At 68.1% G+C, this 26,992-nt stretch carries 29 protein-coding genes; 10 read left to right on the top strand and 19 right to left on the bottom strand.

Going from position 1 to position 26,992, the window contains the following annotated elements; genetic code table 11:
* Positions 1-2: 2 nt before the first annotated feature.
* Both ACFUEJ_RS12315 and ACFUEJ_RS12310 read right to left on the bottom strand, forming a co-directional pair.
* On the bottom strand, positions 3-1,259 hold the full coding sequence (locus ACFUEJ_RS12315) for an Ig-like domain-containing protein (protein WP_058251258.1): 1,257 nt from the start codon (positions 1,257-1,259) through the stop codon (positions 3-5).
* A 63-nt stretch (positions 1,260-1,322) separates the two neighbouring features.
* Entirely contained in the window at positions 1,323-1,925 is a 603-nt protein-coding gene (locus ACFUEJ_RS12310; RefSeq protein WP_058251259.1) for a helix-turn-helix domain-containing protein, read from the bottom strand.
* Positions 1,926-1,972: 47 nt separating this feature from the next.
* Between ACFUEJ_RS12310 and ACFUEJ_RS12305 the strand changes: the two genes are divergently transcribed.
* Positions 1,973-2,866, top strand: coding sequence for a trans-aconitate 2-methyltransferase (locus ACFUEJ_RS12305; protein ID WP_058251260.1), 894 nt, complete (start codon positions 1,973-1,975; stop codon positions 2,864-2,866).
* Positions 2,863-3,840 (top strand): NAD(P)/FAD-dependent oxidoreductase, encoded by a 978-nt coding sequence (locus ACFUEJ_RS12300; RefSeq protein ID WP_058251261.1) that lies wholly within the window; start codon positions 2,863-2,865, stop codon positions 3,838-3,840. Before ACFUEJ_RS12305 ends, ACFUEJ_RS12300 begins: the two co-directional genes overlap by 4 nt.
* Positions 3,841-3,873: 33 nt before the next feature.
* Here the strand turns inward: ACFUEJ_RS12300 and deoC are convergent, their stop codons facing one another.
* The gene (deoC, locus tag ACFUEJ_RS12295; RefSeq protein ID WP_175404302.1) at positions 3,874-4,551 is read right to left on the bottom strand and encodes a deoxyribose-phosphate aldolase; all 678 of its coding nucleotides are present in this window, start codon (positions 4,549-4,551) and stop codon (positions 3,874-3,876) included.
* Positions 4,552-4,578: 27 nt separating this feature from the next.
* Between deoC and purU the strand changes: the two genes are divergently transcribed.
* The gene (gene purU, locus ACFUEJ_RS12290) at positions 4,579-5,475 is read left to right on the top strand and encodes a formyltetrahydrofolate deformylase (RefSeq protein WP_058251262.1); all 897 of its coding nucleotides are present in this window, start codon (positions 4,579-4,581) and stop codon (positions 5,473-5,475) included.
* Between the two features lie 516 nt (positions 5,476-5,991).
* Here the strand turns inward: purU and ACFUEJ_RS12285 are convergent.
* The gene (locus ACFUEJ_RS12285; RefSeq protein WP_264186680.1) at positions 5,992-6,120 is read right to left on the bottom strand and encodes a hypothetical protein; all 129 of its coding nucleotides are present in this window, start codon (positions 6,118-6,120) and stop codon (positions 5,992-5,994) included.
* A 231-nt stretch (positions 6,121-6,351) separates the two neighbouring features.
* Between ACFUEJ_RS12285 and ACFUEJ_RS12280 the strand changes: the two genes are divergently transcribed.
* A complete protein-coding gene (locus ACFUEJ_RS12280; RefSeq protein ID WP_058251263.1) occupies positions 6,352-6,975 on the top strand; it encodes a hypothetical protein in 624 nt (207 codons plus the stop codon).
* A 13-nt stretch (positions 6,976-6,988) separates the two neighbouring features.
* Here the strand turns inward: ACFUEJ_RS12280 and ACFUEJ_RS12275 are convergent, their stop codons facing one another.
* From ACFUEJ_RS12275 to ACFUEJ_RS12255, 5 genes are all read right to left on the bottom strand, one after another.
* On the bottom strand, positions 6,989-8,170 hold the full coding sequence (locus tag ACFUEJ_RS12275) for a hypothetical protein (protein WP_388029647.1): 1,182 nt from the start codon (positions 8,168-8,170) through the stop codon (positions 6,989-6,991).
* On the bottom strand, positions 8,167-9,042 hold the full coding sequence (locus tag ACFUEJ_RS12270) for a carbon-nitrogen hydrolase family protein (protein ID WP_388029644.1): 876 nt from the start codon (positions 9,040-9,042) through the stop codon (positions 8,167-8,169). The genes ACFUEJ_RS12275 and ACFUEJ_RS12270 overlap by 4 nt, the downstream gene beginning before the upstream one ends.
* Before the next feature lie 10 nt (positions 9,043-9,052).
* On the bottom strand, positions 9,053-9,751 hold the full coding sequence (locus ACFUEJ_RS12265) for a class I SAM-dependent methyltransferase (RefSeq protein ID WP_226512403.1): 699 nt from the start codon (positions 9,749-9,751) through the stop codon (positions 9,053-9,055).
* A gap of 110 nt (positions 9,752-9,861) precedes the next feature.
* Complete coding sequence (locus tag ACFUEJ_RS12260; protein ID WP_058251265.1) at positions 9,862-10,374, bottom strand: DUF2505 domain-containing protein; 513 nt, start codon at positions 10,372-10,374, stop codon at positions 9,862-9,864.
* Between the two features lie 10 nt (positions 10,375-10,384).
* The gene (locus ACFUEJ_RS12255; RefSeq protein ID WP_137810494.1) at positions 10,385-10,891 is read right to left on the bottom strand and encodes a DUF2505 domain-containing protein; all 507 of its coding nucleotides are present in this window, start codon (positions 10,889-10,891) and stop codon (positions 10,385-10,387) included.
* A gap of 38 nt (positions 10,892-10,929) precedes the next feature.
* Between ACFUEJ_RS12255 and ACFUEJ_RS12250 the strand changes: the two genes are divergently transcribed.
* Complete coding sequence (locus ACFUEJ_RS12250) at positions 10,930-12,024, top strand: UDP-N-acetylmuramate dehydrogenase (RefSeq protein ID WP_388029640.1); 1,095 nt, start codon at positions 10,930-10,932, stop codon at positions 12,022-12,024.
* 13 nt (positions 12,025-12,037) lie between these two features.
* Here ACFUEJ_RS12250 and ACFUEJ_RS12245 read toward each other — a convergent pair whose 3' ends face one another.
* The 6 genes from ACFUEJ_RS12245 to ACFUEJ_RS12220 form a co-directional block, all read right to left on the bottom strand.
* A complete protein-coding gene (locus ACFUEJ_RS12245; RefSeq protein WP_137810496.1) occupies positions 12,038-13,153 on the bottom strand; it encodes an alpha/beta fold hydrolase in 1,116 nt (371 codons plus the stop codon).
* A gap of 58 nt (positions 13,154-13,211) precedes the next feature.
* On the bottom strand, positions 13,212-14,030 hold the full coding sequence (locus ACFUEJ_RS12240) for a MerR family transcriptional regulator (RefSeq protein ID WP_388029636.1): 819 nt from the start codon (positions 14,028-14,030) through the stop codon (positions 13,212-13,214).
* 6 nt (positions 14,031-14,036) lie between these two features.
* Entirely contained in the window at positions 14,037-14,360 is a 324-nt protein-coding gene (locus ACFUEJ_RS12235; protein ID WP_058251270.1) for a DUF2516 family protein, read from the bottom strand.
* A gap of 68 nt (positions 14,361-14,428) precedes the next feature.
* Complete coding sequence (locus ACFUEJ_RS12230; protein WP_338856741.1) at positions 14,429-15,631, bottom strand: heparin-binding hemagglutinin; 1,203 nt, start codon at positions 15,629-15,631, stop codon at positions 14,429-14,431.
* Positions 15,632-15,634: 3 nt separating this feature from the next.
* Positions 15,635-16,156 (bottom strand): helix-turn-helix domain-containing protein, encoded by a 522-nt coding sequence (locus ACFUEJ_RS12225; protein ID WP_065630156.1) that lies wholly within the window; start codon positions 16,154-16,156, stop codon positions 15,635-15,637.
* Between the two features lie 146 nt (positions 16,157-16,302).
* Entirely contained in the window at positions 16,303-17,643 is a 1,341-nt protein-coding gene (locus tag ACFUEJ_RS12220) for a DUF445 domain-containing protein (RefSeq protein WP_058251273.1), read from the bottom strand.
* Between the two features lie 41 nt (positions 17,644-17,684).
* On the opposite strand from ACFUEJ_RS12220, the gene ACFUEJ_RS12215 reads away from it, so the two are divergent.
* From ACFUEJ_RS12215 to ACFUEJ_RS12205, 3 genes are read left to right on the top strand one after another with little or no spacing between them, the layout of a single operon-like run.
* Complete coding sequence (locus ACFUEJ_RS12215) at positions 17,685-18,512, top strand: TetR/AcrR family transcriptional regulator (protein WP_338857706.1); 828 nt, start codon at positions 17,685-17,687, stop codon at positions 18,510-18,512.
* Positions 18,512-19,336, top strand: coding sequence for an SDR family NAD(P)-dependent oxidoreductase (locus ACFUEJ_RS12210; protein WP_137810855.1), 825 nt, complete (start codon positions 18,512-18,514; stop codon positions 19,334-19,336). Before ACFUEJ_RS12215 ends, ACFUEJ_RS12210 begins: the two co-directional genes overlap by 1 nt.
* A complete protein-coding gene (locus ACFUEJ_RS12205; protein WP_159370047.1) occupies positions 19,333-20,184 on the top strand; it encodes a PPK2 family polyphosphate kinase in 852 nt (283 codons plus the stop codon). Before ACFUEJ_RS12210 ends, ACFUEJ_RS12205 begins: the two co-directional genes overlap by 4 nt.
* Positions 20,185-20,313: 129 nt before the next feature.
* Here the strand turns inward: ACFUEJ_RS12205 and ACFUEJ_RS12200 are convergent, their stop codons facing one another.
* On the bottom strand, positions 20,314-21,507 hold the full coding sequence (locus ACFUEJ_RS12200) for a benzoate/H(+) symporter BenE family transporter (RefSeq protein ID WP_311277753.1): 1,194 nt from the start codon (positions 21,505-21,507) through the stop codon (positions 20,314-20,316).
* 73 nt (positions 21,508-21,580) lie between these two features.
* Between ACFUEJ_RS12200 and ACFUEJ_RS12195 the strand changes: the two genes are divergently transcribed.
* Both ACFUEJ_RS12195 and ACFUEJ_RS12190 read left to right on the top strand, forming a co-directional pair.
* Positions 21,581-22,105, top strand: a complete 525-nt coding sequence (locus tag ACFUEJ_RS12195; protein WP_311277754.1) for an XRE family transcriptional regulator — start codon at positions 21,581-21,583, stop codon at positions 22,103-22,105.
* Positions 22,106-22,247: 142 nt separating this feature from the next.
* A complete protein-coding gene (locus tag ACFUEJ_RS12190) occupies positions 22,248-23,186 on the top strand; it encodes a hypothetical protein (RefSeq protein ID WP_165630622.1) in 939 nt (312 codons plus the stop codon).
* Positions 23,187-23,344: 158 nt separating this feature from the next.
* Here the strand turns inward: ACFUEJ_RS12190 and ACFUEJ_RS12185 are convergent, their stop codons facing one another.
* The 3 genes from ACFUEJ_RS12185 to aceA all read right to left on the bottom strand — a co-directional run bounded on the left by ACFUEJ_RS12185 (position 23,345) and on the right by aceA (position 26,743).
* Positions 23,345-24,130, bottom strand: a complete 786-nt coding sequence (locus tag ACFUEJ_RS12185; RefSeq protein ID WP_388029629.1) for a heparin-binding hemagglutinin — start codon at positions 24,128-24,130, stop codon at positions 23,345-23,347.
* A 288-nt stretch (positions 24,131-24,418) separates the two neighbouring features.
* On the bottom strand, positions 24,419-25,285 hold the full coding sequence (locus tag ACFUEJ_RS12180; RefSeq protein ID WP_159370043.1) for a 3-hydroxybutyryl-CoA dehydrogenase: 867 nt from the start codon (positions 25,283-25,285) through the stop codon (positions 24,419-24,421).
* A gap of 162 nt (positions 25,286-25,447) precedes the next feature.
* Positions 25,448-26,743 carry an isocitrate lyase gene (aceA, locus tag ACFUEJ_RS12175; RefSeq protein ID WP_058251280.1) on the bottom strand — a complete coding sequence of 432 codons (1,296 nt, stop codon included), beginning with the start codon at positions 26,741-26,743 and terminating at the stop codon, positions 25,448-25,450.
* Between the last annotated feature and the right edge of the window lie 249 nt (positions 26,744-26,992).

Below are 26,992 nucleotides of genomic sequence, written 5' to 3'. Positions count from 1 at the left end.
GGCTAGCGCGGGGCCGGGGCGTTCGAGGTGGGCGCCCCGCTGGGCGTGGCCGGGACCGAGGTCTCGCGGACCTCGCCCTTGATGGCCGACATGCCCTGCCAGGTCTCCCAGTCGTAGATCCAGTCGTAGATGTCGCCGTCGGCCTCCGACAACGCGATCCGCGTCCCGGTCACCTCCACCGGGTCGCCGTAGACCGCGACCCGGAAGTAGCGTTCGGCGTCGGCCTCCGACAGGTTGATGCATCCGTTGGTGACGTTCGCCGATCCCTGCACGTTCACGGTCGCCGGGTTCGCGTGGATGAACTCGCCGTTGTTGGAGATCCGCACGGCCCAGCGTTCCCGGATGTTGAAGTAACCCGCGGCCGGGTTGCTCATGAAGAACTCTTCGTACTTCTCGGTGACCACGTGGATGCCCGAGCGCGTGACGTTCCGGTCGAGGTCGCCGCCGCCGTAGCTGCACGGCAGCGCCATGAGTTCGACACCGTCGCGGAGCACCACGATCCGGTGCGAGGACTCCTCGGCCTTCACCACCTGGGCCCGCCCGATGGTGAAGTCGCTGGTCACGTCGGCCGCTCCGTACGCGCCGCCGCCGTGGTCGAGGCCGTACAGCTTGGCTGCCATGCCGACCTTCGTGCCGGGTGCGTAGTACTCGCGGGGGCGCCAGTGCACGCGGGAGCCGTTGTCCTCGCCGAGCCACGCCCACGACCCCTCGGTGGGTGGTGTGGTGGTGACGGTCAGCGCCCGCTCCACGGCCTCCTTGTCCTCGACCGTCCCGTTGAACTTCAGGATGATCGGCGCCGCGATGCCGACCTCCTGACCGTCGCCGATGTTCACGACGACGTTCACCTGACTCGACGGCTGCAGCGTGGTGAACGTCCCGGCGACCGGCACGACCTTGCGATCGAGACCCACCGCCGTTCCGCTCCAGGTGTATTCGGTGCCGTAACCGAGGGGCTCTCCGATCGTGTAGGTCGTCCGGTCCTCTGACAACTGACCCTTCACCACGACGCCGCGCGGGTTGGTCAGCTTCACGTCGGGGTTGAGAGAACCGTCGGTCGCCTTGACCGAGAACTCGGCGGTCGGGGTGGCCGGCTCGGCATCGAGGGCCGGGGTGAAAGTCAGGGTGACCGGCGGGTCGGCCGGTGTGTCGTCTCCGGGGCCGAGGCCGGAGCCGGAGCAGGCCGCCACCGCGACCCCGAGCGCTCCGACCCCGGCCGCGGCGAGCACGGAGCGTCGGTTCACCGAGGTCTGGGGAGTCATCACCGCAACAACAGTACCGATGCGCCGCCTCGCATCGGTGGTGTGAGGCTGCGGGGCAGGTGGTCAGGCGTCCGGGGCGTCGTCGTCGCGGGCCGCGCGTCCGGTTCGCACGGACGGCAGGTGCGCGCGCTCGCCGGCGTGGTCCATCATCGACAGCACCTCCGCCGGGCCCTGATAGGCGCAGATGGCGTGCGGGATCATCGTCGAGAATTCCGCGGCGTCACCCTCGGGCACGAGGATCGTGCGGTCGCCCAGCCACAGCCTCACGGTTCCCGACAGCACCGTGAACCATTCGTAGCCCGGATGGACGCGCAGGTCACCGACGGGTTGCTCGCGGTCGAACCGCATCTTCGCCACGGTGACACCCTGTGGGGCGTTCTCCCGCGAGAGCAGCCACATCGTCATGCCCTCCACCTCGTGCGGCTGGGGCCGGATCACGACGTCGGTGTCGTCCGCCGGTTCGACCAGCTGATCCAGGGTCGTGCCCAGCGCGCGGGCGATCGGCACGAGCTGGTCGAGCGCCACCCGCCGATGCCCGGTCTCGATCCGACTCAGTGTGGACGGCGACAGATAGCACCGGGCGGCGAGCGCGTCGAGCGTCCAGCCCCTGGCGATGCGGAGGCCGCGGATGCGCTGGCGGACCACCGCGTCGAGTTCTTGCGTCATTGGCAAGATTCTATGCCATCCGGGCATGCCGGCGCTACCGTGAGGTCATGACCAGCACGCACCATCCCTATCCGACCGGCGCACATCACGAGCACGCGAACCACGCCGACCACCACAACCACGCCCGGCTCGCCGCGGTCCTCGACCTCGACGCCGAGCTCATGGCCGACTACCTCGGCGACGCCGCCCGTCTCGTCGCGGAGACCCTGGGGCGCGTACCCGCGCGCATTGCCGACCTCGGGGCGGGGACCGGCACCGGCACCGAGGCGCTCGCTCGCCGCTTCCCACAGGCCTCGATCCTGGCGGTCGACGGGTCGTCCGACATGGTCGCGCTCGTCGAACGACGCGCACGGGAGGGCGGTTTCGACGATCGAGTGACCGCCGTCGTCGCCGATCTCGACGACGGACTGCCGCCGCTCGGAATGCCCGACGTCGTGTGGGCGGCGATGTCGCTACATCACGTCGCCGATCCGCAGCGCCTGTTGCGGGAGGCCGCGACCTCGCTCGGACCGGACGGCATCGTCGTGATCACCGAGATGGCGGGCGTCCCGCGTTTCGTCCCCGCCCACGAGGACGCCGAACTGCTCGGGCTGCAGGACCGCTGTCAGACCGCGGCCGCCGGGGCCGGGTGGGAAGCGCTCGTGGACTGGACCGACGCGTTTGACGACGTCGACTACGAGGTACTCCGCGCCGAGACCGTCCACGTCCGGCGCAGCGACCCGAGCCCTTCGGTCGCGCGGTACGCCCGGCACTGGTTCGCCCAGTTCCGGCACCGTTTGGCCGACACCCTCGAACCCGCCGACCTCGCCCTGCTCGACGACTTGACCGAGGCAGACGCGCGGAATCGTCTCGATGACCTGGCCCTCGCCGCCGGACGACTCCTCTGGATCGCCCGGCCGCGCACCTCCCCCATTCCCACCCCCGAGAGCGAGCAACGATGACCAACTCCTCATCCGCCCGAAAAGATTTCCCCACAACCGAATACGACGTGGCCATCGTCGGCGGCGGAGCTGCCGGACTCAGCGCCGCGACCGTCCTCGCGCGATCACTGCGCAAGGTCGTGGTCATCGACGCGGGGCAACCGCGCAACGCACCGGCGGCCGGCGCCCACAATGTGCTGGGGCAGGACGGGATCGCACCCCTGGAGCTACTCGCCCGCGGCCGGGCGGAGGCGACGGGATACGGCGCCGAGATCCGTTCCGGCACAGTCGTCGACGCGGCCGGCACCGTCGACGACTTCACCCTGCGGCTGTCCTCCGGCGAGGTCGTCGCGGCCCGTCGCCTCATCCTGGCGACCGGCCTGGTCGACGAACTCCCCGACCTCCCCGGCGTCGCGGAGTTGTGGGGACACGATGTGCTGCACTGCCCGTACTGCCACGGCTACGAGGTCCGCGGAACACGCATCGTGCAGATCGCGACGAGCCCGATGTCGGCGCATCAGGCACTGATGTTCCGCCAGCTCAGCGACCGGGTGACCGTGGTCGCGCACGATCCCGACGCCCTGTCGGACGACGACCGGTCGCACTTCGCCGCGGTCGGCATCGACATCGTCGACGCCCGCGTCGAGCGCGTCCGGACGCGCGCGGAGAACGGTTCTGCCCACCTCGACGGCGTGCTCCTGACCGACGGCACCGTGGTCGAGGCCGACGCGGTGGTCGTCTCGCCGCGATTCATCGTCCGCGGCGACCTCTACGAGCGACTCGGCGGCACCCTCGACGACGGCCCGATGGACGGGTTGGTCGGGACCGGCCCGATGGGCGAGACCGCGTTGCCGGGCGTATGGGCGGTGGGCAACACCACCACCGTGCATGCGATGGTGACCGTCGCCATGGGCGAGGGCGTGTCCGCCGGTGCCGCGGTCAACGCCAGCCTGGTCATGGCCGACCTCGACGCCAAGGTCTCCGCCCTGGCGTGACCGATGCCGGTCCGCAGATCCGCGGCCGGCCGCCTACACGGGGAATCCGTCGAGCACGGCGGCCGACGCGGACAGCCCGAGCCGGGTCGCCCCCGCGGCGATGAGCTCAGCGGCCGCCTCGGCGGTCCGAATGCCACCGCTCGCCTTGACTCCCACCCGGTCGCTCACCGCGGCGCGCATCAGTTGCACCGCCTCGACGCTCGCGCCGCCCGCCGGATGGAACCCGGTCGACGTCTTCACCATCGACGCACCGGCCCGCTCGGCGCGGCGGCACACCTCGGTGACGGTGTCAGGCCCGGCGAACTGCAGCAGCGCGGCCGATTCGATGATCACCTTCAGGAGGGTGTCGTCGCCGACGGCCTCCCGGACGGTCAGGACGTCGGCGAACACCTCGTCGAACCGGCCGTCGACGGCCGCACCCACATCGATCACCATGTCGATCTCGTCGGCCCCGGAGTCGACGGCCAGACGCGCCTCGGCCGCCTTGACCAGCGAGTGGTGTTTCCCTGACGGGAACCCGGCCACGACACAGGTCCGCAGTTCCCCGGTGTCGATCGGCAACATCGACGGCGAGAGGCAGACGGCGAGCACCCCGAGTCGTGCGGCCTCGGCGACCGTGGCCTCCGCGTCGGCCCGGGTCGCCTCGGGTTTGAGCAAGGTGTGGTCGATGATGGCGGCGACGTCGCCGCGTCGCAGGTCCTTGTTCGTCACACCGACGAGCTTGGCACACTGACTGTCGTGGCCCCCGCACAGACGATCCCGACAGACCAGACCGAGCGCCGCTACGTGCTGACGCTCGGCTGCCCCGACCGCACCGGCATCGTGGCGCGGATCTCGACCTTCCTCACCGATGTCGGGGGCTGGATCACCGAGGCGGCCTATCACTCCGACGAGGAGACCGGGTGGTTCTTCACCCGCCAGGCCATCCGCGCGGATTCGGTGTCGTCGACCGCGGACGAACTGCGCGCGCGCTTCGCGTCGGAGGTGGCCGCCAAACTCGGACCCGAAACGGATTGGCGCCTCACCGATTCGCGAGAGACGAAGTCCGTGGTCCTCCTGGTGAGCAAGGAGACCCACTGCCTCATCGACCTGCTCGGACGTGCACATCGTGGAGAACTGCCGGCGGCCATCCGGGCGGTCGTCGGCAACCACCGCGAACTGGAAGACCTGGCCACTCGGTTCGGTATCCCGTTCCACCATGTTCCGTTCGCGAGCGAGCGCAAGGCCGAGGCCTTCGGCGAGCTGGGGCGGATCGTCGAGGGTTATGACCCCGACGCCGTGGTGCTCGCGCGCTTCATGCAGATCCTGCCGCCGCAGCTGTGCGATGCGTGGGCCGGGCGGGCCATCAACATCCACCACAGCTTCCTGCCCAGCTTCATCGGCGCCCGGCCCTATCATCAGGCCTTCGCGCGCGGTGTGAAACTGATCGGCGCCACCTGCCACTACGTCACCGCCGACCTCGACGCCGGTCCGATCATCGAACAGGACGTCATCCGCGTCGACCACAGCGACTCGGTCGCCGACATGGTCCGACAGGGCCGCGACATCGAGGCCCTGGTGCTCAGCCGAGGCCTGCGGTGGCACCTCGAGGACCGGGTGCTCGTCCACGGACGTAAGACCGTCGTCTTCAACTGAGGGCCCCACACAGCGAACCGCCCCGCGACTTCCGTCGCGGGGCGGTTGCAAAGTCTGGGCACTCAGCCGGCGGGGGTCTCTTCCTCGCCACCGAGCGAACCGGTGACCAGGTTGCCGATGATCTCCTCGATAGCGCCGGAGATGCCACCCTCGATTGCGTCAGACATATCTGCTCCCTTCGTCATCGGTGAGATTGTTCGTCGATCACCGTCCGCTCTCACCCGTGCGTCGGCTCGACGCCGACGTTACATATTCATTTCGGGAATGTCTCCCCTATCAGCGAAACCAGCTTTCGCATATCGCAACAATCGGACCCACGGAAACAGCGTTTTCCCTGCTGAAAGCGCAACGTTGCCCGAATTGAAATCATCGGAAATCGAATGTGATCACCCGTGTAATGCATCGAAAATGCAACGTCCGGACGCCTGCGTCAAATACTGACTCGGCCCAGAAACAGTTCAGCAATTGATGCCGTCGGGGCCATCAACTGCTGAACCGGTGGTGAGTCGGGTCGATTCAGGTCTCCGAATCGCTGCCACCGAGCGAACCGCCGCCGATCGAACCCGCGTCACCGAGCCCGCCGATGATCGCCTCGACCGCGCCTCCGATCGCACCCGCGAGACCGCCCTCGACTATGCCTGCCATATCCGTCTCCTCTGATGATGGTGAGATGCCTGAGTGTCGGTCGCGCGTCTCACCTGGTCACACGACTCGGGGGCGACGTTACAGACCGATCACGGAATCGTCCTGCGATATGAATAATTCTTGGTTTGGGTTCTCAAATGCCGTTCTAAACAACACATGAATCTCGTGCCATCGACCGCGGAATACACCCGACCGGAAACATTCGCGGGGATTTCATGGTGGCATGGAACAATGGTCAGCATTCACGCGACCGGGACTCGATCACGGTCGTTGACGGCCGCCGACCGCCCGCCCGCGCTCGACCTTCTCGCGGCGGGAATGCAGGAGGTCCCGGTCTATCGATGGCTCCTGGGCGAGAACTCCCCGCCCGAAGTGTTCCGGTGGTATGGCGACGTCCTCTTCACCGATCTCCTACCGGGCCTGCGGGGCCTGTTCGCCACCACCGGGGAATTGACCGGACTGATCGCGGTGGCGGGCCCCGATCATCGGACCCAACCGGTCGACGACGAACTGGCGAACCGTACACGCCATTTCGTGACCGCCCTGGATGGTTTGATTCCACGATTCCGTGAACTCCAGGAGAAATCGCGTGCGCTCGCGATCGATTCCGCGCACAGCATCGTGTTCGCGCTCGTCCACCCGGCCCATCGAAGGAACGGCACTCTCGCGGCGATGCTCGAACCCGTCCTGCAGGAGGCCCTCGGCGCGGGGTCGCCGGTCACCGCCAGCACGGCCGACGCCCACATGGTCGACGTGTACGCACGGAAGTGGGGCGGCCGGGTCTACGGAGAGTTCACGCTGACCGACGGACCGACGGTCTGGTTCCTGACCGTCGACCCGCCGCCGGCGGTCTGAGTCCCAGTCCCGGTCAGACCGAGCAACCGCCCGACTGGCTCTGCGACGACGTGCCGGTCATCTCACTGGTCAGCTGCACGTCCGAACCGCTGATGGCGAACTCGAGCCCGCTGTCGGTCACCTCGAGCGAGTCGACCTGCACCTCGTCGAAGAACGGGCCGAGCGACGACGTCGTGATCTGGTCGACGATCTGCTGCGCGAAATCCGGCGGGATGCCGAAGACCAGGGCGCTGGCCTTCACGACCTCGAAGTCGACCCGCCCGTCGTTCAGCACCGGTTTGATGGTCGCCGACACCGGCACCTGGAAGACCATGACCGGGAACGCTGCCTGCACCTCGAAGGTGCCATCGGCCGCATTGCCGGTGATCTGCTCGACCGCGCCGACGCCCCCGGTCGGAGTGCCGGTGCTCTGACCGGACGCCCCGGCCTGCTCCTTGCTGAGTTCGACGATCCGCTCGTAGGGGATGAAACCCGTGCCGTCGAGACTCTGGATGTCGGTGGAGTTCTCGGTGCCCGAGATGCCGTCGGCACGCATGTGCAGACGGACGCCCCCGGCGCTGTCATCGGTGTCGACCTGTACGAACGGGATGTCGCCGCTGCCCTGCAGGAGGATCGGCTTACGGCTGAGCGACACCTCGGTCGGCACGCCGGTCAGCCCGCTGAAGGATTCCTCGAGACAGTTGGTGACCTTGTTGCGCAGGTACAGCTCGCTGCCGACCGCGGCGATGACCGCGAGGAGCAGCACACCGACGAGGCTGAAGGCCACGATCTTTCCCGTGCTGCGCTTCTTGCGCGGCGACGTCATGACCGGACCACCGCCGGTCGGGCCGCCGGTTTCCGGCGCGATCGGTCCCGACGCGGTGCCGGGCCCGTAGGGATCTTCGCCGGGCGGGAACTGCGACGTGGGGGGCTTGGTTCCGCCGATGTCGGCCGTGTCCGCGTCGGACGGGGGGATGGCGGAGTAGGCCTGCGCTCCCGGGACGATCGGTTCGGTCGCGAACTGCTCGGTCGCGGGCGGATCGCCCTGTTCGGCGCCGGACACCGAACGCCATTCACCGCCCTGGCCCGTCGAGGTCGGCTCACCGGTCGCGGGATCGGGATCGCCGGGGTTGTTCGTGTTCGGATCGTGCTTGCCGGTTGCGTCGGCGTTGTCCCCGGATGAGGAATCGGGGCGGGGCGTGTTGCTGTCGCTCATGGGTTCCGTCCTGGGTCGTCTGACTCGCGGAGCCGCGTGTGGGCCGGCGTCACGTCGTTGTCCGTCTCGCCGCCGACCGGCAGTGGGCGCTCGTTGGCGAGGACTGCCAGTTGCGTACGGGCCTTCTCGACCAGTGCTAGGTCGAGGTCGTGCACGTCCACCCGGATGCTATCCGGATACGCGGCGACCAACGTACCGAATGGGTCTGTGATTTGGCTGTGTCCGATTCCGGTCGGCGCGCTCGACGACGCGGCCGCGTCGTCGGTGGGAAACGCCTGGTCGACGGCCACGACGAAGGTCGTCGAGTCCAGCGCCCGGGCCGAGGCGAGCACCTCCCACTGACGCAGTTTGCCCGGTCCGGAACCCCACGACGTGGGTACCACGATCACCTGGGCGCCCTTCCGTGCGAGGTGGGTGAACAATGCGGGGAATCGGATGTCGTAGCAGGTGGCCACGCCGACGGTGACGTCGCCGACCGCGAAGGTCAGCGGCTCCGCTCCGGCGGCCACATTCTTCGACTCGGTGAATCCGAAGGCGTCGTAGAGATGGATCTTGTGGTACCCGCGGCGTGTCCCGTCCGGGTGTGCTACGACGACGGTGTTGCGGACCCGGCCGTCGCCGGCGGGTGTGAACATCCCGGCCACCACCGTGACGTCCGACGCCGCGGCGACTTCGGACACCCCGCGCGCCCACGGACCGTCGAGATCCTCGGCGACCGGCTTCAGCGGCACCCCGAACCGGCACATCGTGGCCTCGGGGAAGACGACGAGCTCGGCGCCGCGTGACGCCGCGTCGGCGGTGGCCGCACGCACCGTCTCGAGGTTGGCGGTGGGGTCGTCGGTCGAACTGATCTGGGCCATCGCGACACGCATGACGGCCACATTATCCAGCCGGTGCGACGGTCTCCCAGGGAACCGTGAGCACGTTGTCGGACAGGCGGCGCCGCGGCACCTCGCAGTCGACCCCACGGTCGCGCAGCAGACCGACCGCATGCACCCACCGGGCGCGCGGGCCGTACGGCGCCAGCGGCGCGGCGATGTCCCAGCACTGATCGGCCAGGGCCAGCAGCGTATGGATCCGCTCACCCGGCACGTTGCGATGGATCAGCGCCTTGGGCAGTCGCTCGGCCAGGTCCGACGGACGGTCCGAATGCTCCGGCGCCCAGCTGAGGGTCAAGCTCACCGGCCCGTCGGCGTCGAGCAGGACCCAGCTGCACCGTCGGCCGATCTCATCGCACGTGCCCTCGACGATGACCCCGCCCGGCGCAAGCGCGGAGCGCATTCGTGCCCATGCGTCGTCGACCTCGTTCTCGTCATACTGGCGCAGGACGTTGAACGCACGCACCACGCGCGGCCGCAGGCCGCCCAGCTCGAAGCCGCCGAGCCCGAACCGCACGCCGGCGCGGGGCTCGACCACGCGGGCGGGGTCGATCTCGAGACCGACCATCTCCAGATCCGGGGCGACCGCGCGGAGCCGTTCGGCCATCTCGACGGTCGTGTCCGGACGCGCACCGTAGCCGAGGTCGACGACCAGCGGCCGGGGCACGTCCAGGGCGGCACGCACCCGCGGGGAGTGGACCATCCACCGGTCCACCCGCCGGAGCCGGTTGATGTTCGTCGTGCCCCGGGTGACCCGGCCCTGCGGTCTGTGCTCGATGCGCTCGGACCTGACGGACGGGCGGCCGGCTCGGATCACAAGTTCTTGTCGACCCAGTCCTTGGCGTACTCGGCCTCGGCGCGGAACAGGTCGACGAGGTTGATCAGGATCATCTGCTCGAGCTTGCCGTTGACGAACGGGACGAAGACCTTCGCCTCACTGGTCCGGCGGATCGTGCAGCCACCGTTCTCGGTGGGGAACAGCTCCTGCCAGCCGTTGAGGCTGCCCGGTCCCGCCGGGATCGAGGCGTTGTAGGTGCCCTTGGTGTTGTCCGGGTCGAACGGGCCCAGGGTCTCCTCGCGGGTGATGACCATGTCCTTTTTCATCACCGTCTGCGCGAGCGCGGGCAGCTGGTCGCGCCCGATCGTCTGCTTGAGGACCACCCGGATACCCGTCTCGTCGGAGACGAAGGAATCGACCTCGCAATGCGGGGAGATCATCTGGAAGCCCGCCATCATGTCGTCCCAGTACTGCTTGATGCTCTGGGCCTGGTAGAGCTTCTCCGCGGACTGCGTGTACCGAGCGGAGTAGCTGAGCCGTCGTGCCATGCAGACCAGGCTACGTCAGCGGATTCTCGGTCTCCCACTCGACGGTGTGTCCGCGCTCGGCGTCGAGCAGCGCCGACAGCTCGCTGACCACCGACTTCTCGATCTTCCCGCCGAACAGCGGGAGATTCACCGACACCTCGGCGCGGTTGTCGGTGGTCGCCGGGTCACCCGACGTCACGGTGGTGCCGGTGACGTCGACCGGCACCGGCGCCCCCTCGACCGTGGCATGTGTCTCCCCCTCGATCCGGTCGCCGACCAGGCGGTACGTGTTCTTGCGCGGGATTCGGAGGTCGCCGGGCATGACCTTGGTGACCGCGGAGGGCAGCTTGTCGGCGGGAATGCCCTGCTGGATCTCGACGGTGACCGTGTCCTCGCTGATGGTCACCTTCTCGACATGCCCGTGCCCGGAGTTCATGCGCTCGACGAGGTCGTGCCAGTACTTCTCGGTGGTGTAGATCGCCCACAGACGCGCGGTGGAGAAGGGATAGGACACCGTGTGCTGCAGCTTGCTCGCCATGGAGAGAACGCTACCGCCCGCCGGTTAACGTTGAGGACGTGACCGACACGCAGGCGCCGCTGAGCGCGCCCCTCGCCGAGCTGACCACCCTTCGCCTGGGTGGGCCCGCGCGCGAGATCATCCGCTGCGAAGACACCCGCACCATCGTGGAGACCATCCTCGACCTCGATGCACGGTCCGAGCCGGTCCTCGTCGTCGGCGGCGGTTCCAACCTCGTCATCGGCGACGCCGGGTTCGACGGGACGGCGGTCGTACTCGCCAGCGGCCGCGTCGAGTTCGGTTCTGGCCGTGAGTCGGGACGGCCGCACGTGGTCGCCGACGCCGGCGTGGGCTGGGACGAGCTGGTCGCCGCGACGGTCGACGCCGGTTTCGGCGGGCTCGAGTGCCTCTCCGGGATCCCCGGCGCGGCCGGGGCGACCCCGGTGCAGAACGTCGGGGCCTACGGCGTCGAGGTGGCCGACATCCTCCGATCGGTTCAGGTCCTCGATCGACGCTCCGGCAACCTGCGGTGGGTCTCCCCCACCGAGCTCGGTCTCGGCTACCGGACCAGCAAGCTCAAGCACCGGCACGACTTCGTGGTCGTCGCGGTCTCGTTCTGGCTCAACGACGATCGCGTGAGCCAGCCGATCCGCTACCGCGAACTCGCGACCCGCGTGGGGGTCGAACCGGACGATCGGGTCGACGCCGCCACGGCGCGTGCAGCCGTGCTCGACCTGCGCGCGGGCAAGGGCATGGTGCTCGACACGACGGACTTCGACACCTGGAGCGCCGGCTCGTTCTTCACCAACCCGATCGTGCCGGGCGATGACGCCCCGGCGGTGCTCGACCGGATCGCGGCGCGCGTCGGCGACGATGTCGCGATCCCCACCTATCGCGCAGGCACCGATGACACCGACGCGGCGATCAAACTGTCGGCCGGGTGGCTGATCGAACGGGCAGGCTTCCACCGTGGGCACCCGGGCCCGGACGCGGCGGTCCGACTCTCGACGAAGCACACTCTGGCGCTGACCAATCGGGGCGCCGCGACCACCGCCCAGCTCCTCGATCTGGCTCGCGAGGTCCGCGACGGCGTCGTCGAGGCGTTCGGGGTGACATTGCGGCCCGAGCCGGTTCTGGTCAACTGCAGTCTGTGACGGGAAGGACCGGTCAGACCGACTGGGTGTCCTTCAGATCCGCTGTCTCCCGGGAACTCTCGGCGACGACCTCGTCGAGCAGGGCGTTGAAGCGCTCGGCGGCCTCGATGCTCGACATGTGTCCGACACCCTCGTAGACCACCAGGTCGCGCAGGGAGCCGTTGCGCCGCAACACCTCCGCTATCTGCTCGGCGTGTACCTGCGGGGTGAGCCGGTCCTCGGTGCCGACGACCACGGTGGTCGGCACCGTCAACGCCTCGAGTCCGGCGGTCACGTCGAGCTTCCCCATTGCCGAACCCCATCCGGCCCGAGCGCGCGGCGGGCACGAGCCGATCATCTCGTCGACGAGCTCGACGTGCGCCCGGCGGGCGTGCGGCCCCAGCGCGATGTAGTGCGAGAAGCGGACGCCGTAGGACGTCTTCGGGATCGGAACCGGGACCGAGGTGATCATCTTCGCGGCGGCCGGCGCGAACGGTTTGGCGTACACCGGCAGATCGACCGGGATCAGCAGGTGGTTGTCCATGACCGCCTTGGCGGCGGTCGAGACCAGCACCACCGACGACACCAGCGATCCGACCTTCTCGGGATACTGGGCCGCCCACGACATGATGGTCATGCCACCCATGCTGTGTCCCACCAGGATCGCGCGGCGCCCGGGCGGCACTGCCGCCTCGAGCACCGCGTCGAGGTCCTCACCGAGCATGGCGACGGTCGGTCGGCGGTGGCCGCGCTCACTGCCACCGTGGCCGCGCTGGTCGTAGGTGACGACCCGGCGGGAGCCACCCTCGGAGGCGGCCAGGTGGTTGATCTGCGGGTACCAGTAGGCGGTGTTGCAGGTCCAGCCGTGGACCATCACGATGACGTCGCCGGTGTCGTCGGCGCCGGGGCCGTCGGGGTCACCGTAGACCTCGACATTGAGACGGGCCCCGTCCGCGGTCGGGACCTCGAGACGTTGCGGGGCGTTGTCCGGGCGGGTGAGGAGATCGTCCGGGCCGTCGTCGACGGCGAATTCGGCCTGCAGTGCCTCGCGCGCGAGTCGCGCGAAGACGGTTCCGATCCCCAGCGCGACCACGCCCGCCCCGATCGCGGTGGCAACGCTGCCCGCACTGGCCACTGACTTCGTGTTCATCCGGCACTCCTCACCTGTCGAGGACCTCACTGGTCCTCTGCAAGGCACCGAATCCGGCTCAGCGCCCCGTCTCGGGGTTCAATGTACCAACGTCCGTTGTCTCACAGTCCGCCTGTGCCGGCTCTGACTCCTCGTCGGCGGGCAGGACCGGCGGGGGCACCTCGGCGTCGAAGTAGGTCGCCGCCTCCCCGATCGCCTTGGAGATCTGCTCGTCGAGCGCCTTGCGGAACGTCGTCTCGACGATGTCGTGGGCGATGGGCCGAACCGTCTGGATGAGGTCGGCCATCTCGCTGACGCCGGCCTCGCCCAGGTCGGGGAGGTTCTCGTCGAAGTACTTGTCGGTGATGATCGAGACGAAGCTGGTGGCGACATCTTCGAGGTCTTCCTGAACGCGGACCCACCGGTCGAGCAGGACATCGATGTCGACCCCACTCTTGACCAGGATTTCGGCCCCCTCGAGCAATTCCGGGTTGCGAATCGCGTAGTGCGCGCCGTCCTTCGCCAGCAGTCCGAGCTTCTGGCTGAGCGCGATCGACCGGTCGCTGGCGTTCAGCGTCTTGCGCAACTCGGTGATGGTGATCGTCGCCGCGCGCTTGAAGTTGCGGAACCGGCCGCCCTTCGGTGTGCCGCGCAGGATCTGCTCCACCCGCATGCCGTGATGCGCCGCGTGCAGCAGCTCACTGATGGTGGCGAAGGTGTAACCGCGCTCGAGCATGCGCGAGATCAGGTTCAGCCGGACGAGGTGCTGGTCGGAATACCAACCGGCGCGTCCGCGAATGGTGGGCGGCGGCAACAGTCCGCGGTCCTGATAGACCCGGATGTTGCGAACGCTGACCCCGGACGCCTCCGCCAGGTCGTTGATCCGATACTCCGCCACGATGCGTCAGGCCCTTTTGCTGAACCAGGACTTGCCCTGGATGTCGTCGACCCGTTTGCGTACGTCGACGAGGTAGACGAGCATCGCGACCACTCCGATGATGCCCAGGAAGTTCACCGCACCGAAGAACCAGATGAACAGGGTCGCGGCGGCGAGGATCGAGACCCAGATGACCTTGCTCTGCCGATCCACCGCCGGGAAGGCGTCGGGCCGCTGGATGGCGGCGTGGATGAGCGCGACGGTCGAGGCGATGCCCGCGACCACCGTGAGGGTCAGCATGATCAGACTCTGGCCGTAGGCCATTACGCTGAAGAAGTCCACGTCGAACACTGTAGTCGCGCGAGTGCCGTTTGCTGCGACACCCTACGACGCGGTGCGGTCACCCGGCCCGTCGACGATCATTCGGCGCCGGGAGACGCCTTTTTCGCCGGGGCCTTTTTGGCAGCAGCCTTCTTGGCCGGGGTCTGCTTCGCGGCGGCCTTTTTCGCCGGGGTCTTCTTGGCCGCGGTCTGTGTGGTCGCAGCCTTCTTCGCCGGAGTCTTCTTTGCCGGGGTCTTCTTCGCCGGGGCCTTCTTGGCGGCGGCCTTCGCGGCAGCCCGCTCGGCCGGACCCTTGACGGCGGCGGCCTTCTTGGCGGGCGCCTTGGCCGGCGCCGCCGTCTTCGTCGCCGCCTCCTTTGCCGCCGCCTTCTTCGCCGGAGCGCTCTTGGCCGGGGTTTTCTTGGCCGGCGAACTCTTGGCCGGGACCTTGGTCGCCGGAGTCTTCGTCGCCGGGGCCTTCTTCGCCACTTCTTTCGCCGGCGATGCCTTCTTCGCCGCTTCCTTGGCCGGCGCCGTCGTGACCGCGGCTTTCTCGGCGGGTGCCGCCTTCTTCGCCGGTGCCGCCTTCGTCGCGGCCTTCGCCGGCGGAACGATGTCGCCTTCCGACTTCACCGGCGGCTCGATGCGTGGCTTCTCGTCGCGGGGCGCGTCGTCGGCCCGGTTCGCCAGCTTCAGCGCACGTTCGCCGACCGCCCGCGTCTGCTCGGAGATCGTCCCCAGCGCGTCTTCGGTGAGACCGACGGCGTCGTTGTACACCTTCTCGAGCTTCGGCAGGTTCTCGCCGACGAGCGGTTGTGACTTGAGCTTCTCCACCGCCTCGTCGCGTCGTTCCGCCAGCGCGGTCAGCAGTCCCGCGGCCACCGCGAGGTACGCCTCGGCCACCTTGCGCAGCTCCTCCGGGGAGAACCGCGCCTTCAGATCCTCGATCTCGGCGGGCAATTCGACCGGCAGCGCCGACAGTTTGGTCCTCGCCTCCTCGAAGATGGCCAGTGCCGTGGCGAGCGCCTCGTCGATCCGGGCCTGGGCGTCGTCCCGCGAACCGGTGATCCGCGCCTCGAGCTTGGACTGTGTCGAACCGACCGTCTCGGCGAGTTTGGACTGGGTGTTCTCGACGGTCTCGGCGATCTTGGATTGCGCGTCGGCGACCTTCGCCTGGGTCGACCCGACGGTCTCGACGAGCCTCGTCTGGGCTTGCTCGCTCGCGGCCTCGCCGCGCTCACGTACGTCTGCGAGCAAGGCAGCCACCTGCCCCACGGCTGTGGTCAACGGGTTCTCGCTCATCAACTACTCCTTGCCGGTCGACTCGATCGTGTTCTCTTTCCGGAACGACTCGTAGATCTCCAGCAACATCTGCTTCTGACGTTCGTTGATGGAGTCATCTGCGATGAGAGCATCACGGACCGGGCTCGCGGGCCGTTCTTCGAGTATCCCCGCCCGCACGTACAGGACCTCGGCCGACACGCGGAGACCCTTGGCGATCTGGGCGAGCACTTCCGCCGACGGTTTCCGCAGGCCGCGTTCGATCTGGCTCAGGTAGGGGTTGCTCACGCCCGCCCGCTCGGCGAGCTGGCGCAGCGAGACCTTGCCCGCGACCCGCTGGGACCGGATGAACGCACCGATGTCCTGGGCCGCGTTGGCGACGGCCTCGACCGCCTCCACCGCGATGGGGGTCGTCGAATCAGGGTCGTCGCCGGCCACCTCGGCGCCGGAAACGCGGTCAGCAGTGGAGCTTTCACCCGGTGCGGCGGAGTCGGCGACCGAGGCGTGGTCCGCGCCGGGGGACGCTTCATCCTTCTCGGACTGCATCAACGCTCCGTTCTCATGGTGGGGCCCGACGTTCGGCGATGTGTCCGACTTTCGGCCCGTTCTCCCAGTATCAACACCAGTGCTAGCCCGTGCAAGCACACAGCAAACTCCCGGTTCGACGCCGCGAACGATGCGGCGACGATGCGTCAGGAGAAGATCAGCACCGAGGTGGAGTAGATGACGAGCCCAGCGAGTGCGCCGACGACGGTGCCGTTGATCCGGATGAACTGCAGGTCGCGGCCGACCTGTAGTTCGATCTTGCGGCTCGTGTCATCGGCATCCCAACCACGCACGGTCTCGGTGATGACCGAGATGATCTCCTGTGAGTAGTTCGCGGCGACGTGGTGCGCGACCCGCGCCACCCAGCCGTTCATCTTCTCCTGCAGCGGCCGGTCGTCGCGGACACGTTCCGCGAGTTGGATGATGGAGTCCGACAAAGTGTTCCGCAGCGTGCTGTTCGGGTCCGACAGCATCTCCTCGATGACGGCCTTGCCGGTCTGCCACGCCGTCGACGCGGCACCGGTCACCTCGTCGCGCCCGACCAGTTCGAGCTTGAGAGCCTCGAACTTGGCGATCATCTCGGGGTCGTGTTGCAGATCGTCGGCGAACTTCTCCACGAATTCGTGCATGGCACGCCGTAATTCGTGATCGGGATCCACTCGCACCTTGTAGGTGAAGTCGACGAGCTCGCGATAGATCCGGTCCCCCACCAGACTGTTGACGAACTTCGGCGTCCACTGGGGTCCGTCCCGGTCCACGACCCGATCGATCAGATCCTGGCTGCCGACCGCCCATTCATGAGCCCGGTCACACAGCAGCTGGAATACCGGCTCCAGACGATCCTCGGCGATCAGCTGTTCGAGGATGCGGCCGGTGGGCGGCGCCCACTGGGGTTCGGCCGCCCACTTCAACGCGGCCTGGATGAGTTGTTCGACGTCCTCGTCGCGCAGCATCTCCGCGGCGAGCTTGATCGCTCGGGCGGCTTCGCCACTCACCCGCGGCGCGTTGCGCGGGTCGGCCACCCACGTCGACAACCGTCGGGGCAGATCCAGCTGCTCGGCTCGGTACACCACCACATCGGGCGTCATGAAGTTCTCTTCGATGAAGCCGCCGAGTTGTTCGCCGATGTCGTCCTTCTTCTTGCGGATCAGAGCCGTGTGCGGGATCGGGATGCCCAGCGGGTGGCGGAACAGGGCGGTCACCGCGAACCAGTCGGCCAGCGCGCCGACCATCCCGGCTTCGGAGGCCGCGCGGACGTAGCCGACCCAGGCCGCGACGTCGGCGCCGTCGCGATGCTCGAGGTAGCGGGTGAACAGATACACGATCGCGGCGAAGACCAGGAAGCCGGTGGCCACCGCTTTCATCTTGCGAAGGTCCCTGCGTCTGCCCTCGTCGCCGGCGCTGTTCCCGCCGAATCCGGGCGCGGACGCCGTGGCCGGCGGACCGTCGTGCTGACCGGCGACTCCTGGGATGACTGTCGATGCCATGGAACCAGTGTCACCCATCGAGCGACTACGCTGGCTGCGTGATGGCCAACCGCCCGAATCCCGCCGCGGCCGCGCGCGCCGCAGTGGCGGCCGCGGCCAACGTGACGCGCGGGCTGGAACAGGTCCTGACGACGGTCACCGAGTCGGTCGCCGAGACCGGCGCCAAACCCGACGGTCGCAAACAGCGGTGGGAGAAGCACAAGCTCGCCCGACGCACCGAACTCACCGACGGTGTCATCGCCGCGGTCCGTGAACTGGGCGCCGACGTCGGAATGGACGAGATCGCCGCCCACATCGGCGTCTCCAAGACCGTCCTGTACCGCTACTTCGCCGACAAGAGCGACCTCGGCGTCGCGACGACGGTGCGGTTCTTCGAGAAGACGATCTACCCGCGGCTGACCGAGGCCATCGCCGACGATCTCGACGAGTACACGCTCACCCACACCATCATCGGGGTGTACGTGCACGCCGTCGACGACGAACCGCAGCTGTACCGGTTCGCCCTGGCCAGTTCGCCCACCTCGTCACCAGCGCCCGCCGATTCGGTGCGTCTGGTCACCCAGTTGGTGATGGGGAACATCCAGCTGCGGATGGCCGAACGCGGCGCAGATACCACCGGCGCCGAGCTCTGGTCGCACGCGCTCGTGGGCGGTATCCAGCACGTCGTGGACTGGTGGATGACCAAACGCACCCTCAGCGCCGACGAAGTCGTGGATTATCTGACCATGATGGTCTGGAGCGCGGTCGTGGGTGTATGGCAGGTCAACGGGTCCCGGGAGAAGTTCCTGGCGGCGCCGCCTGCGCTCTTCGATCCCCCACCCGCCGACCCCCTGCCCGCCGATCCCGCCTCCGGGACCCCCGGCGCCTGATGACGCGCGTCGCTCTCGTCACCGGCGGCAGTCGCGGCGTCGGGTACGGCATCGCTCGTGCGCTCATCGACGACGGGTGGACGACGTATGTCACGTCGCGACAGGGGACCGGCCCCGACGGCGCCCGCGCGCTGCCCTGCGATCACGCCGACGACGCCGCGGTGGCCGCGGTGTTCGACGAGATCACCTTCGGCGCAGGCGGTCTGGATCTTCTCGTCAACAACGCGTGGGCCGCGCCGAAGGGTTTCGGCGGGTTCTCCGACCCGTTCTGGAAGCGACCGGTCGACGACTGGGACACCCTGATCGGCGTCGGACTGCGAGCGCATTACGTGGCCTCGGTGCACGCGGCCCGGCTCATGACCGACGCCGGCCGCGGACTCATCGCCAACATCTCGTCGTTCGGCTCGCGCGGCCATCTGCACTCGGTCCTGTACGGGATGAGCAAGACCGCCCTGGACAAGATGGCCGCGGACATGGCGGTGGAGCTGCGGGGCACCGGTGTCAGCTCGATCTCGTTGTGGCTCGGCCTGATCCGCACCGAGCTGTTGCTGTCGCTGGGCGTCGACGAATTCGCCGGTTTCTCGCTCGCCCGCGCGGAGGACCCCGAGTTCGTCGGCCGGGTCATCTCCCGGCTCGCGGCCGATCCCGGGCTGTCCGACCTCAGCGGCCGCACGCTCGTCACCGCCGAACTCGGTTCCGCCTATGGGATCGTGAACAACGATGGCACGCCGCCGGATTCACATCGCACGGCGTTCGGTGGCGGGCCGCTGTTCCCACCCCCGGCCGAGCCGGCGCCCGCATCCGACCCCGAAAGGACCCCATGACCGCTGGTTGGACCACTCCCGCCGCCGATGCCCTGCGCGCCGGGGCCATCGGGCCGATCGCGTCGTTCGACCCGGAGACGACGCCGGGCTTCGAAGGCGACAAGGCCTCCGGCACGGAGTTGCTCGCGCAGCGCGGCGAGGTTCTCGCCGATCTCCAGGAGTTGTTGTACGCCAACGGCCGGGCCGGTGACCACCGCTCGGTTCTGCTCGTGCTGCAGGGCATGGACACCGCCGGCAAGGGCGGCATCGTGCGCCACGTGGGCGGGATGATGGACCCACAGGGTCTGTCGATCAAAGGGTTCGGCAAACCCACCAAAGAGGAGTTGCAGCACGACTTCCTGTGGCGTATCCACCGCGCCCTTCCGCCCGCGGGCCGGATCGGGATCTTCGACCGGTCGCACTACGAGGACGTCCTCCCCGTCCGGGTGCACGACCTCGTCCCGCAGTCGGTGTGGGAGAAACGCTACGACCTGATCAACCAGTTCGAGTCCGAACTCGTCGCCGGCGGGACCACCGTAGTCAAGTGTTGCCTCGTGGTGTCGAAGGACGAGCAGAAGAGCCGCCTCGCCGCGCGCCTCGAAAGACCCGACAAGTACTGGAAGTACAACCCGGGCGATGTCGACGAACGCGGTCACTGGGACGCCTACCTCGAGGCATACCAGGCGATCTTCGACCTGACCGACCGCGACTCCGCGCCGTGGTTCGTCATCCCGTCGAACCGCAAGTGGTTCGCGCGCCTCGCGGTGTGCGAACTGCTCATCGACGCGCTCACTCGCCTCGACCTCGACTGGCCCGCCGCCGATTTCGACGTCGAGGCCGAGAAGAGACGACTCGCCGCCGCGGACTGAATTCCGCTCCCCAATCCGAAAGAGCCGCACACCAAATGGTCCCTGAGGTGCGAGGAGCGCAAGCGACGAGCCACGAAGGGCTTGGTGACGTGCCTCGCCAGGCCCTTCGTGGCTCGCTTCGCTCGCACCTCAGGGAGCAGGAACCGGGCGCCGACTGAGCACCCCGTGCGCCGCCAGCCCGACGACAAGCGCCCAGAACGCGCCACCGATCCCCCCGAAGGTAACGCCCGCGGCCGCGGTCACGAACGCCAGTGCCGCAGGAATGCGGAACTCCGGCTTCTCGAACGCCCCCATGATCGCGGCCACGAACGTGGCCAGGAGCGCAAGTCCCGCAACGGCTTCGAGCAGTCCGTCCGGCGCGATCGCCGTGACGACGACCAGCGCACCCGACAGCACCGCTAGTACGAGGCTCGTCGACCCCGTCGCCACACCGGCGATCCATCGCCGTGATCGGTCGGCGCCCGCCTCCGGACCCGCGGCCAGTGCCGCGGACAGCGCCGCGAGGTTGATGGCGTGTCCGCCGAACGGCGCTCCGAGTACGGTTCCCGCGCCGGTCACGAACATCGCCGGACGCCAGGGCGTCTCGTAGCCGAAGGACTTGAGCACGGCCACCCCGGGAACGTTCTGCGAGGCCATGGTGACGATGTAGAGCGGGACCGCCAGTCCGACGATCGCCGTCGCGTCGAAAGCCGGTGTCGTCCAGACCAACTGCGGCCACCACGTCTCACCCGCCCAACCGTCGTATCCGTCGACGGCGAGGTTGACCCCGATCACGACCAGCGCGGTGACCAGGGCCAGTGGCAGCGCCCACCGGGGCAGCCACCGCATCGCGAGGAGCCACACGACGAGGATCGGAAGTGTCGACCACGGTTGTGCGGCCAGCGACGTCATCGGCGCGAGGCAGAGGGTGAGCAGCACGCCGGCCAGCATGGCCTGGGCGATCGGCGTCGGAATCCGGCCGATGAGTTCGCCGAGTGCGGGGACCAGTCCGGTCGCGAGGATCAGCAACCCCACCACCAGGAACGCCCCGACCGCCGCCGTCCACCCGGCGTCGTAGGACGCACCCGCCGACACGAGGAGTGCCGCGCCCGGGGTCGACCACGCCAGCGTCACCGGTCGGCGGGTGCGCAGCGACAGCACAATCGATCCGAGTCCGAACAGAATCGTCAGCACGAGCAGACCCGACGCCGCTTGTGCCGGACTGGCGCCCACGGCCCGCAAGCCGGTGACCACCACGACGAACGACGAGGTGAAACCAACAAGCGAGGTGACGACTCCGGCGATGATCGGCTCACTGCGAGCCGGCGGCGCGGGACTGGTCATGTCGCGAGCATAGCGGTATCGTTCCGTAAACAGAACAGTGGTTGTCGGCAGCGACGGGAACGAGACGAGGACGATGACACCCGGCGAGGATCGACGACGCGCGGTCGGGGCCCGGATCTCCGCCATCCGAAAGCAGCGGGGCCTGAGCTTGTCAGGCCTCGCCCGGGAAGCGCGGATCGGCAAGGGTTCGCTGTCCGAACTAGAAAGTGGACAACGAAATCCGACCCTCGACACGCTGTACGCCATTGCCGGTCCGCTCGGCGTGCCGCTGTCCGCCCTCCTGGGCGAGGAATCCGGAGTCGAAGGCGCCGGCCCCCACCTCGCCGCCCGGGTGCTCCACGTCGAGCATCACGACGACGGCTCGGTCACCGAGGTTTTCTGGTTGCGCGTCAGCCCGGGCGGGACCAGGGAGTCGCCCGCGCACGGGCCCGGCGTCATCGAGCACGTATATGTCGTCAGCGGCCATCTCCGGGCCGGTCGCGCCGGCGAGGAACGCGCGGCGGGACCGGGCGAATCCCTGCACTGGCTGTCCGACGTTCCGCACACCTACCGCAGCGACGACGGCGCGCTCGCGGTCCTCACCATCCGGACGCCCTGACCGGCGCCGTCGCGGAGTCTCGCTCCCGCGGTGCTGTTTCCGTCCCGCTGATCGGATCTCATCAGCGGGACGGAAGCGGGACCGCGGGAAGGTTGGGGAAAACCCGATGGAGCCGAGACGCCCTCCGCTGCGTCGAATAGAGATGACCAGCTACCCACTGGACCGCTACGGTCTGATCCGTCGCGGCGCCGCACTCGATGCGGCCTTCTCCGACAACCTGCTTGCTGCAGCGGTATCCGCCGGGGACCTGATCCGGCTCATCCCCGGCGTCTACGTGCCGGCATCCGACGACTTCGCCGGGCACGAAGGCGACCAGGAGTTGCACCGCCTCAAGTCTGTCGCGATCGCCACGTCACAGCCGGCGAGCGCACCACAGTTGCCACTGAGTCACGTCTCGGCCGCCGCGGTGCTCGGCATTCCGCTGCTGAAGCCCGCCACCGAACGCGTTCACGTCACCAACGGCAAGAAGGCCGGCGGATTCATCGCGACGCATCGTCACGTTCACGCCGCCGCCCTGACGGCAGACGAGCTCGCCGTCGTCGACGGAATACCCGTCACCAGAATCGAGCGAACCGCTGTCGATGTAGCGGCCGGGGGCGACTTCGCACAGGCCCTCACCGCCTTCGACCAGGCACTTCGAGCAGGCGCCGATCGTGAGCTCATGGGCCGGATGCTCGCCTCTCGTCGTCGGCGCGGAGGTCGAGTGGCTCGGCGTGCGCTGGCACTGGCCGATGGGGCGGCCGAAAGCGTCGGCGAATCGTGGAGTCGGGCGCAGATGATCGAGGCCGGCCTGCCTGCTCCACGACTGCAACGCGAGTACTGTGCGCGGAGCGGCGTCTACCGTGTCGACTTCGACTGGGGGGCGAAGCTCGTCGGGGAGTTCGACGGCATGGTCAAATACGGCCGCCTTCGGCCATCAGGGATGACGGTGGCCGACGTCGTGCTGCAGGAGAAGCTGCGCGAGGACGAGATCCGCGCGCTGGGCCCCGTCGTCGTGCGCTGGACCTGGTCGATGCTCGAGGACGGGTCCTTCATCGGCCTGCTCCGGCCATGGCTGGAGAAGTTCGAGTCGATGAGCTGAGTCCCGCGGCCCCGCTTCCCTCCCGCTGATCAGATCTCATCAGCGGGACGGAAACACCACCGCGGGACAGGGACCTCGTCCCGAGACAAAGGCGCCCCCCACACACGACAACGCCCCCGCCGGAAGCGGGGGCGTTGCCGTATGCGACTGTGTGCGACTTACTTCGCGGTGGTCGGCTTCTTGACCGGGGCCTTCTTGGCCGGCGCCTTCTTGGCGGCGGTCTTCTTCACGGCCGGCACCGGGGTGTCCTTGGCCTCGGCGACCTTCTTGGCCGGCGGAGCCTTGGCGGCACGGCCCTTGGCCTCGACAGTGCCTGCGGCGCCGTCGATCTCCTTGGCCGCGTCGTCGGCCTGCTCCTTGACGCTGCTGCCGGCCTCTTCGATCGCGACGGCGACGTCCTCGACCTGCTCGCTCGCACGGCCGGCGAGCTTCGCCGCACGATCACCGACGAGGCGGGTCTGGGTCGACACGACGCCGAGGGCGTCCTCGGTCAGGTCGACGGCGTCGTTGTAGACCTTCTCGGCGCGCGACAGGTTCTCCTGGACGAGCGGCTTGGTGCGCAGGCGCTCGAGGGTGGCCTCGCCGCGCTCGGCGAGCGAAGTGTAGAAGCCGTAGGCCTTCTCGACGTAGGGGTCGGCGAGGCGCTTGAACTCCTCGGCGGTCAGCTTGCCACGCAGTTCGTCGAGGTCGCTCGGGACCTCCTCGGACAGCGAGCCGATGCGGGTCTTGGCCTCGTCGAAACGCGTCTGGGCGGCCTCGGGCAGATCCGTGATCAGGGTCTTGGTCTCGGCGTAGCGGGCCTCGAGACGCGACTGGGCGGTCTCGGCAGCAGCCTCGGTGCGCTCACGCAGTTCGGTCAGCTTCTCGGTCACCTGGGCGAAGGCGTAGTCGCCGGCGCCGACGGCGGCATAGAGGGGGGCGTAGTTACGTTCGGTGGTGGTCACAGTGGACTCCTTCGGTCGGGTCACCAATCGCGCTGCAGCACATGCGGTCTCGTTGATCTCGGCGACTTCGCCGGGCGCATGTCGGAACAATCCGTCGCCTGCCGCCTCGAAACGGTCGGTGTTGCAAGCCAATTCGATTCGGCTCACACCGCGCGAGATAAGGGAACCGCGGCGCCATCGGTATTGGTGTTTCCGATAACCAGTATCCACGCTGTGCTAGCAAATGCAAGCATCTTGCTAACACTCGTGACACACGTCACCCCAGAGGGCCCGCCGGACCGGCGTCGATCAGGCGTACCGGTAGAAGCCGTCGTCGGCCTTCTTGCCCAGTCGCCCCGCCTCGACCATGCGCAAGAGCAGCGGAGGCGGTGCGTAGAGCGGCTCCTTGAACTCCTCGTACATCCGGTCGGCGATGGCCTTGATCGTGTCGAGTCCGACTAGATCGGCCAGCTTGAGGGGACCCATCGGGTGCGCACACCCGATGACCATGGCCTTGTCGATGTCGTCGACGGTCGCGACACCGCTCTCCACCATCCGGATGGATGAGAGCAGATACGGGATCAGCAAAGCGTTCACGACGAATCCGGATCGATCGGCCGACCGGACCACCTGCTTGCCCAACACGTCGTGGGCGAAGGTCTCGGCGCGCTCGACGATCTCCGGAGCGGTCGTCAGGGTGGTGACGAGTTCGACCAGCGGGAGAACCGGTACGGGGTTGAAGAAGTGCATGCCGATGACGCGGGCGGTGTTCTGGGTTGCCATGCCCAGCTTCATGATCGGGATGGACGATGTGTTCGACGCCAGGACTGCCCCGGGGTCGGTCACGACCTTGTCGAGTTGGGCGAAGATCTCGGTCTTGACCACCTCGTCCTCGACGACGGCCTCGCACACGAGGTGGCGATCGGCGAAGTCGCCCAGGTCAGTGGTGAAGCGGAGTCGCATCGACGCCTGGTCGCGTTCGCGTTCGGTCAGTTTGCCGCTCGACACACCGCGATCGAGTGATCGGAGAATCCGGGCGCGACCGGCGACGACGAGTTCTCGGCTGTGCTCGTAGACGAGCACGTCGGCGTGGGCCCGCGCGCACACCTCGGCGATCCCCGCGCCCATCTGCCCCGCCCCCACCACGCCGACGCGGGAGATCTTCTGGTTTGTCATGTCGGCTCCTCGGGTGAAAACGTCCTCGGCAAGAACCGATTTCGCAAGAACATGGGTGACCCTCCGGGCACGCGTCGAGCCCGGGATACGCCAACAGGCGGCCCGCAGCGAAAGCCGCGGACCGCCTGCCTGGTTCGCCTAGATCACAAAGGTGGCGAGTTCCTAGTGGAACTGGCCTTCCTCGGTCGAGCCCTTGAGAGCAGCGGTCGAGGTGTTGGGGTCGACGGTGGTGGCGATGTTGTCGAAGTAGCCGGCGCCGACCTCACGCTGGTGCTTGACGGCGGTGAAGCCGCGCTCCTCGGCAGCCTTGAACTCGCGGTTCTGCAGGTCGACGAACGCCGACATCTGCTCGCGGGCGTAGCCGTAGGCCAGGTCGAACATGCCGTAGTTCAGCGAGTGGAAGCCGGCCAGCGTGATGAACTGGAAGGTGAAGCCCATGGCGCCCAGCTCGTTCTGGAACTTCGCGATGGTGCTGTCGTCGAGGTGCTTGCTCCAGTTGAACGACGGGCTGCAGTTGTAGGACAGCAGCTGGTCGGGGTACTCGGCCTTGACGGCCTCGGCGAACTTGCGGGCCAGCTCGAGATCCGGGGTACCGGTCTCCATCCAGATCATGTCGGCGTAGGGCGCGTAGGACTTCGCACGCTCGATGCACGGCTCGATGCCGTTCTTCACGTGGTAGTAGCCCTCGGCGGTGCGCTCACCGGTGACGAACTGCTTGTCGCGGTCGTCGACGTCGGAGGTGATCAGCGTCGCGGCCTCGGCATCGGTGCGGGCGATCACGACGGTGGGGACACCGGCGACGTCGGCGGCGAGACGAGCCGAGTTCAGGGTGCGGACGTGCTGCTGGGTCGGGATGAGCACCTTGCCACCGAGGTGGCCGCACTTCTTCTCCGACGCGAGCTGATCCTCCCAGTGGGTACCGGCGGCACCCGCGGCGATCATGGCCTTCTGCAGTTCGTAGACGTTGAGGGCGCCGCCGAAGCCGGCCTCACCGTCGGCCACGATCGGCACGACCCAGTTGTCGACCGAGTTGTCACCCTCGACGCGGGCGATCTCGTCGGCACGCAGCAGCGCGTTGTTGATGCGACGCACGACGCTCGGGACCGAGTTGGCCGGGTAGAGCGACTGGTCGGGGTAGGTGTGGCCGGACAGGTTCGCGTCACCAGCGACCTGCCAACCCGAGAGGTACACGGCCTTCAGGCCGGCGCGGACCTGCTGCACGGCCTGGTTACCGGTGAGAGCGCCCAGGGCGTTGATGTAGCTGCCGTCACCCTTGGTCACGCCGTCCCACAGGATCTCGGCGCCGCGGCGGGCGAGGGTGTGCTCCTCGACGACCGAGCCCTGGAGCTCGGCGACCTGCTCGGCGGTGTAATCGCGCTTGATGCCCTTCCAGCGCGGGTTGGTGTCCCAGTCCTGCTGGATCTCCGCGGCGGTACGGGGCTTTCCGACGTTGCTCATTGGCTGCTTCGCTTTCGTTGTCCTGCTCGTCCCGACCGGGGACCGGATCGGGGCGACGGCCCGGCGCGCCGCCGGAACCTCTCTGCTGACAGACAGCCGATGTCCTCGTCTGGGGTGTGTGATCGCGATCGGCGTCAGTCTCGGCCGAGGTTTGCGAACCCGTCGACGTGGTATCGGTGGTGCCTGCAGCAAGGGTGCCACAACACAAACCCGCAGGTCCAACCCTCGAAGCATGTAAATGGGGGCTAT

This window comes from Gordonia sp. NPDC057258, from assembly GCF_042668985.1.
GTDB classification, from domain to species: Bacteria; Actinomycetota; Actinomycetes; order Mycobacteriales; family Mycobacteriaceae; genus Gordonia; species Gordonia hongkongensis.
The sequence above is the reverse complement of the archived record's forward strand: the minus strand, read 5'-3'. Positions and strand labels throughout refer to the sequence as shown.

Coding starts and splice junctions, on each gene's coding strand:
- ACFUEJ_RS12230 (WP_338856741.1), bottom strand. CDS start 15,631: ATGAGCGAGAACCCGTTGACCACAGCCGTGGGGCAGGTGGCTGCCTTG.
- aceA (WP_058251280.1), bottom strand. CDS start 26,743: ATGAGCAACGTCGGAAAGCCCCGTACCGCCGCGGAGATCCAGCAGGAC.
- ACFUEJ_RS12190 (WP_165630622.1), top strand. CDS start 22,248: ATGACCAGCTACCCACTGGACCGCTACGGTCTGATCCGTCGCGGCGCC.
- ACFUEJ_RS12275 (WP_388029647.1), bottom strand. CDS start 8,170: ATGAGCGACAGCAACACGCCCCGCCCCGATTCCTCATCCGGGGACAAC.
- ACFUEJ_RS12210 (WP_137810855.1), top strand. CDS start 18,512: ATGACGCGCGTCGCTCTCGTCACCGGCGGCAGTCGCGGCGTCGGGTAC.
- ACFUEJ_RS12205 (WP_159370047.1), top strand. CDS start 19,333: ATGACCGCTGGTTGGACCACTCCCGCCGCCGATGCCCTGCGCGCCGGG.
- ACFUEJ_RS12260 (WP_058251265.1), bottom strand. CDS start 10,374: ATGGCACGACGGCTCAGCTACTCCGCTCGGTACACGCAGTCCGCGGAG.
- ACFUEJ_RS12245 (WP_137810496.1), bottom strand. CDS start 13,153: ATGAACACGAAGTCAGTGGCCAGTGCGGGCAGCGTTGCCACCGCGATC.
- ACFUEJ_RS12215 (WP_338857706.1), top strand. CDS start 17,685: ATGGCCAACCGCCCGAATCCCGCCGCGGCCGCGCGCGCCGCAGTGGCG.
- ACFUEJ_RS12310 (WP_058251259.1), bottom strand. CDS start 1,925: ATGACGCAAGAACTCGACGCGGTGGTCCGCCAGCGCATCCGCGGCCTC.
- ACFUEJ_RS12270 (WP_388029644.1), bottom strand. CDS start 9,042: ATGCGTGTCGCGATGGCCCAGATCAGTTCGACCGACGACCCCACCGCC.
- ACFUEJ_RS12195 (WP_311277754.1), top strand. CDS start 21,581: ATGACACCCGGCGAGGATCGACGACGCGCGGTCGGGGCCCGGATCTCC.
- ACFUEJ_RS12180 (WP_159370043.1), bottom strand. CDS start 25,285: ATGACAAACCAGAAGATCTCCCGCGTCGGCGTGGTGGGGGCGGGGCAG.
- ACFUEJ_RS12225 (WP_065630156.1), bottom strand. CDS start 16,156: ATGCAGTCCGAGAAGGATGAAGCGTCCCCCGGCGCGGACCACGCCTCG.
- ACFUEJ_RS12200 (WP_311277753.1), bottom strand. CDS start 21,507: ATGACCAGTCCCGCGCCGCCGGCTCGCAGTGAGCCGATCATCGCCGGA.
- ACFUEJ_RS12315 (WP_058251258.1), bottom strand. CDS start 1,259: ATGACTCCCCAGACCTCGGTGAACCGACGCTCCGTGCTCGCCGCGGCC.
- ACFUEJ_RS12255 (WP_137810494.1), bottom strand. CDS start 10,891: ATGGCGAGCAAGCTGCAGCACACGGTGTCCTATCCCTTCTCCACCGCG.
- ACFUEJ_RS12285 (WP_264186680.1), bottom strand. CDS start 6,120: ATGGCAGGCATAGTCGAGGGCGGTCTCGCGGGTGCGATCGGAGGCGCG.
- ACFUEJ_RS12280 (WP_058251263.1), top strand. CDS start 6,352: ATGGTCAGCATTCACGCGACCGGGACTCGATCACGGTCGTTGACGGCC.
- ACFUEJ_RS12300 (WP_058251261.1), top strand. CDS start 2,863: ATGACCAACTCCTCATCCGCCCGAAAAGATTTCCCCACAACCGAATAC.
- ACFUEJ_RS12265 (WP_226512403.1), bottom strand. CDS start 9,751: ATGGTCCACTCCCCGCGGGTGCGTGCCGCCCTGGACGTGCCCCGGCCG.
- ACFUEJ_RS12220 (WP_058251273.1), bottom strand. CDS start 17,643: ATGGCATCGACAGTCATCCCAGGAGTCGCCGGTCAGCACGACGGTCCG.
- ACFUEJ_RS12305 (WP_058251260.1), top strand. CDS start 1,973: ATGACCAGCACGCACCATCCCTATCCGACCGGCGCACATCACGAGCAC.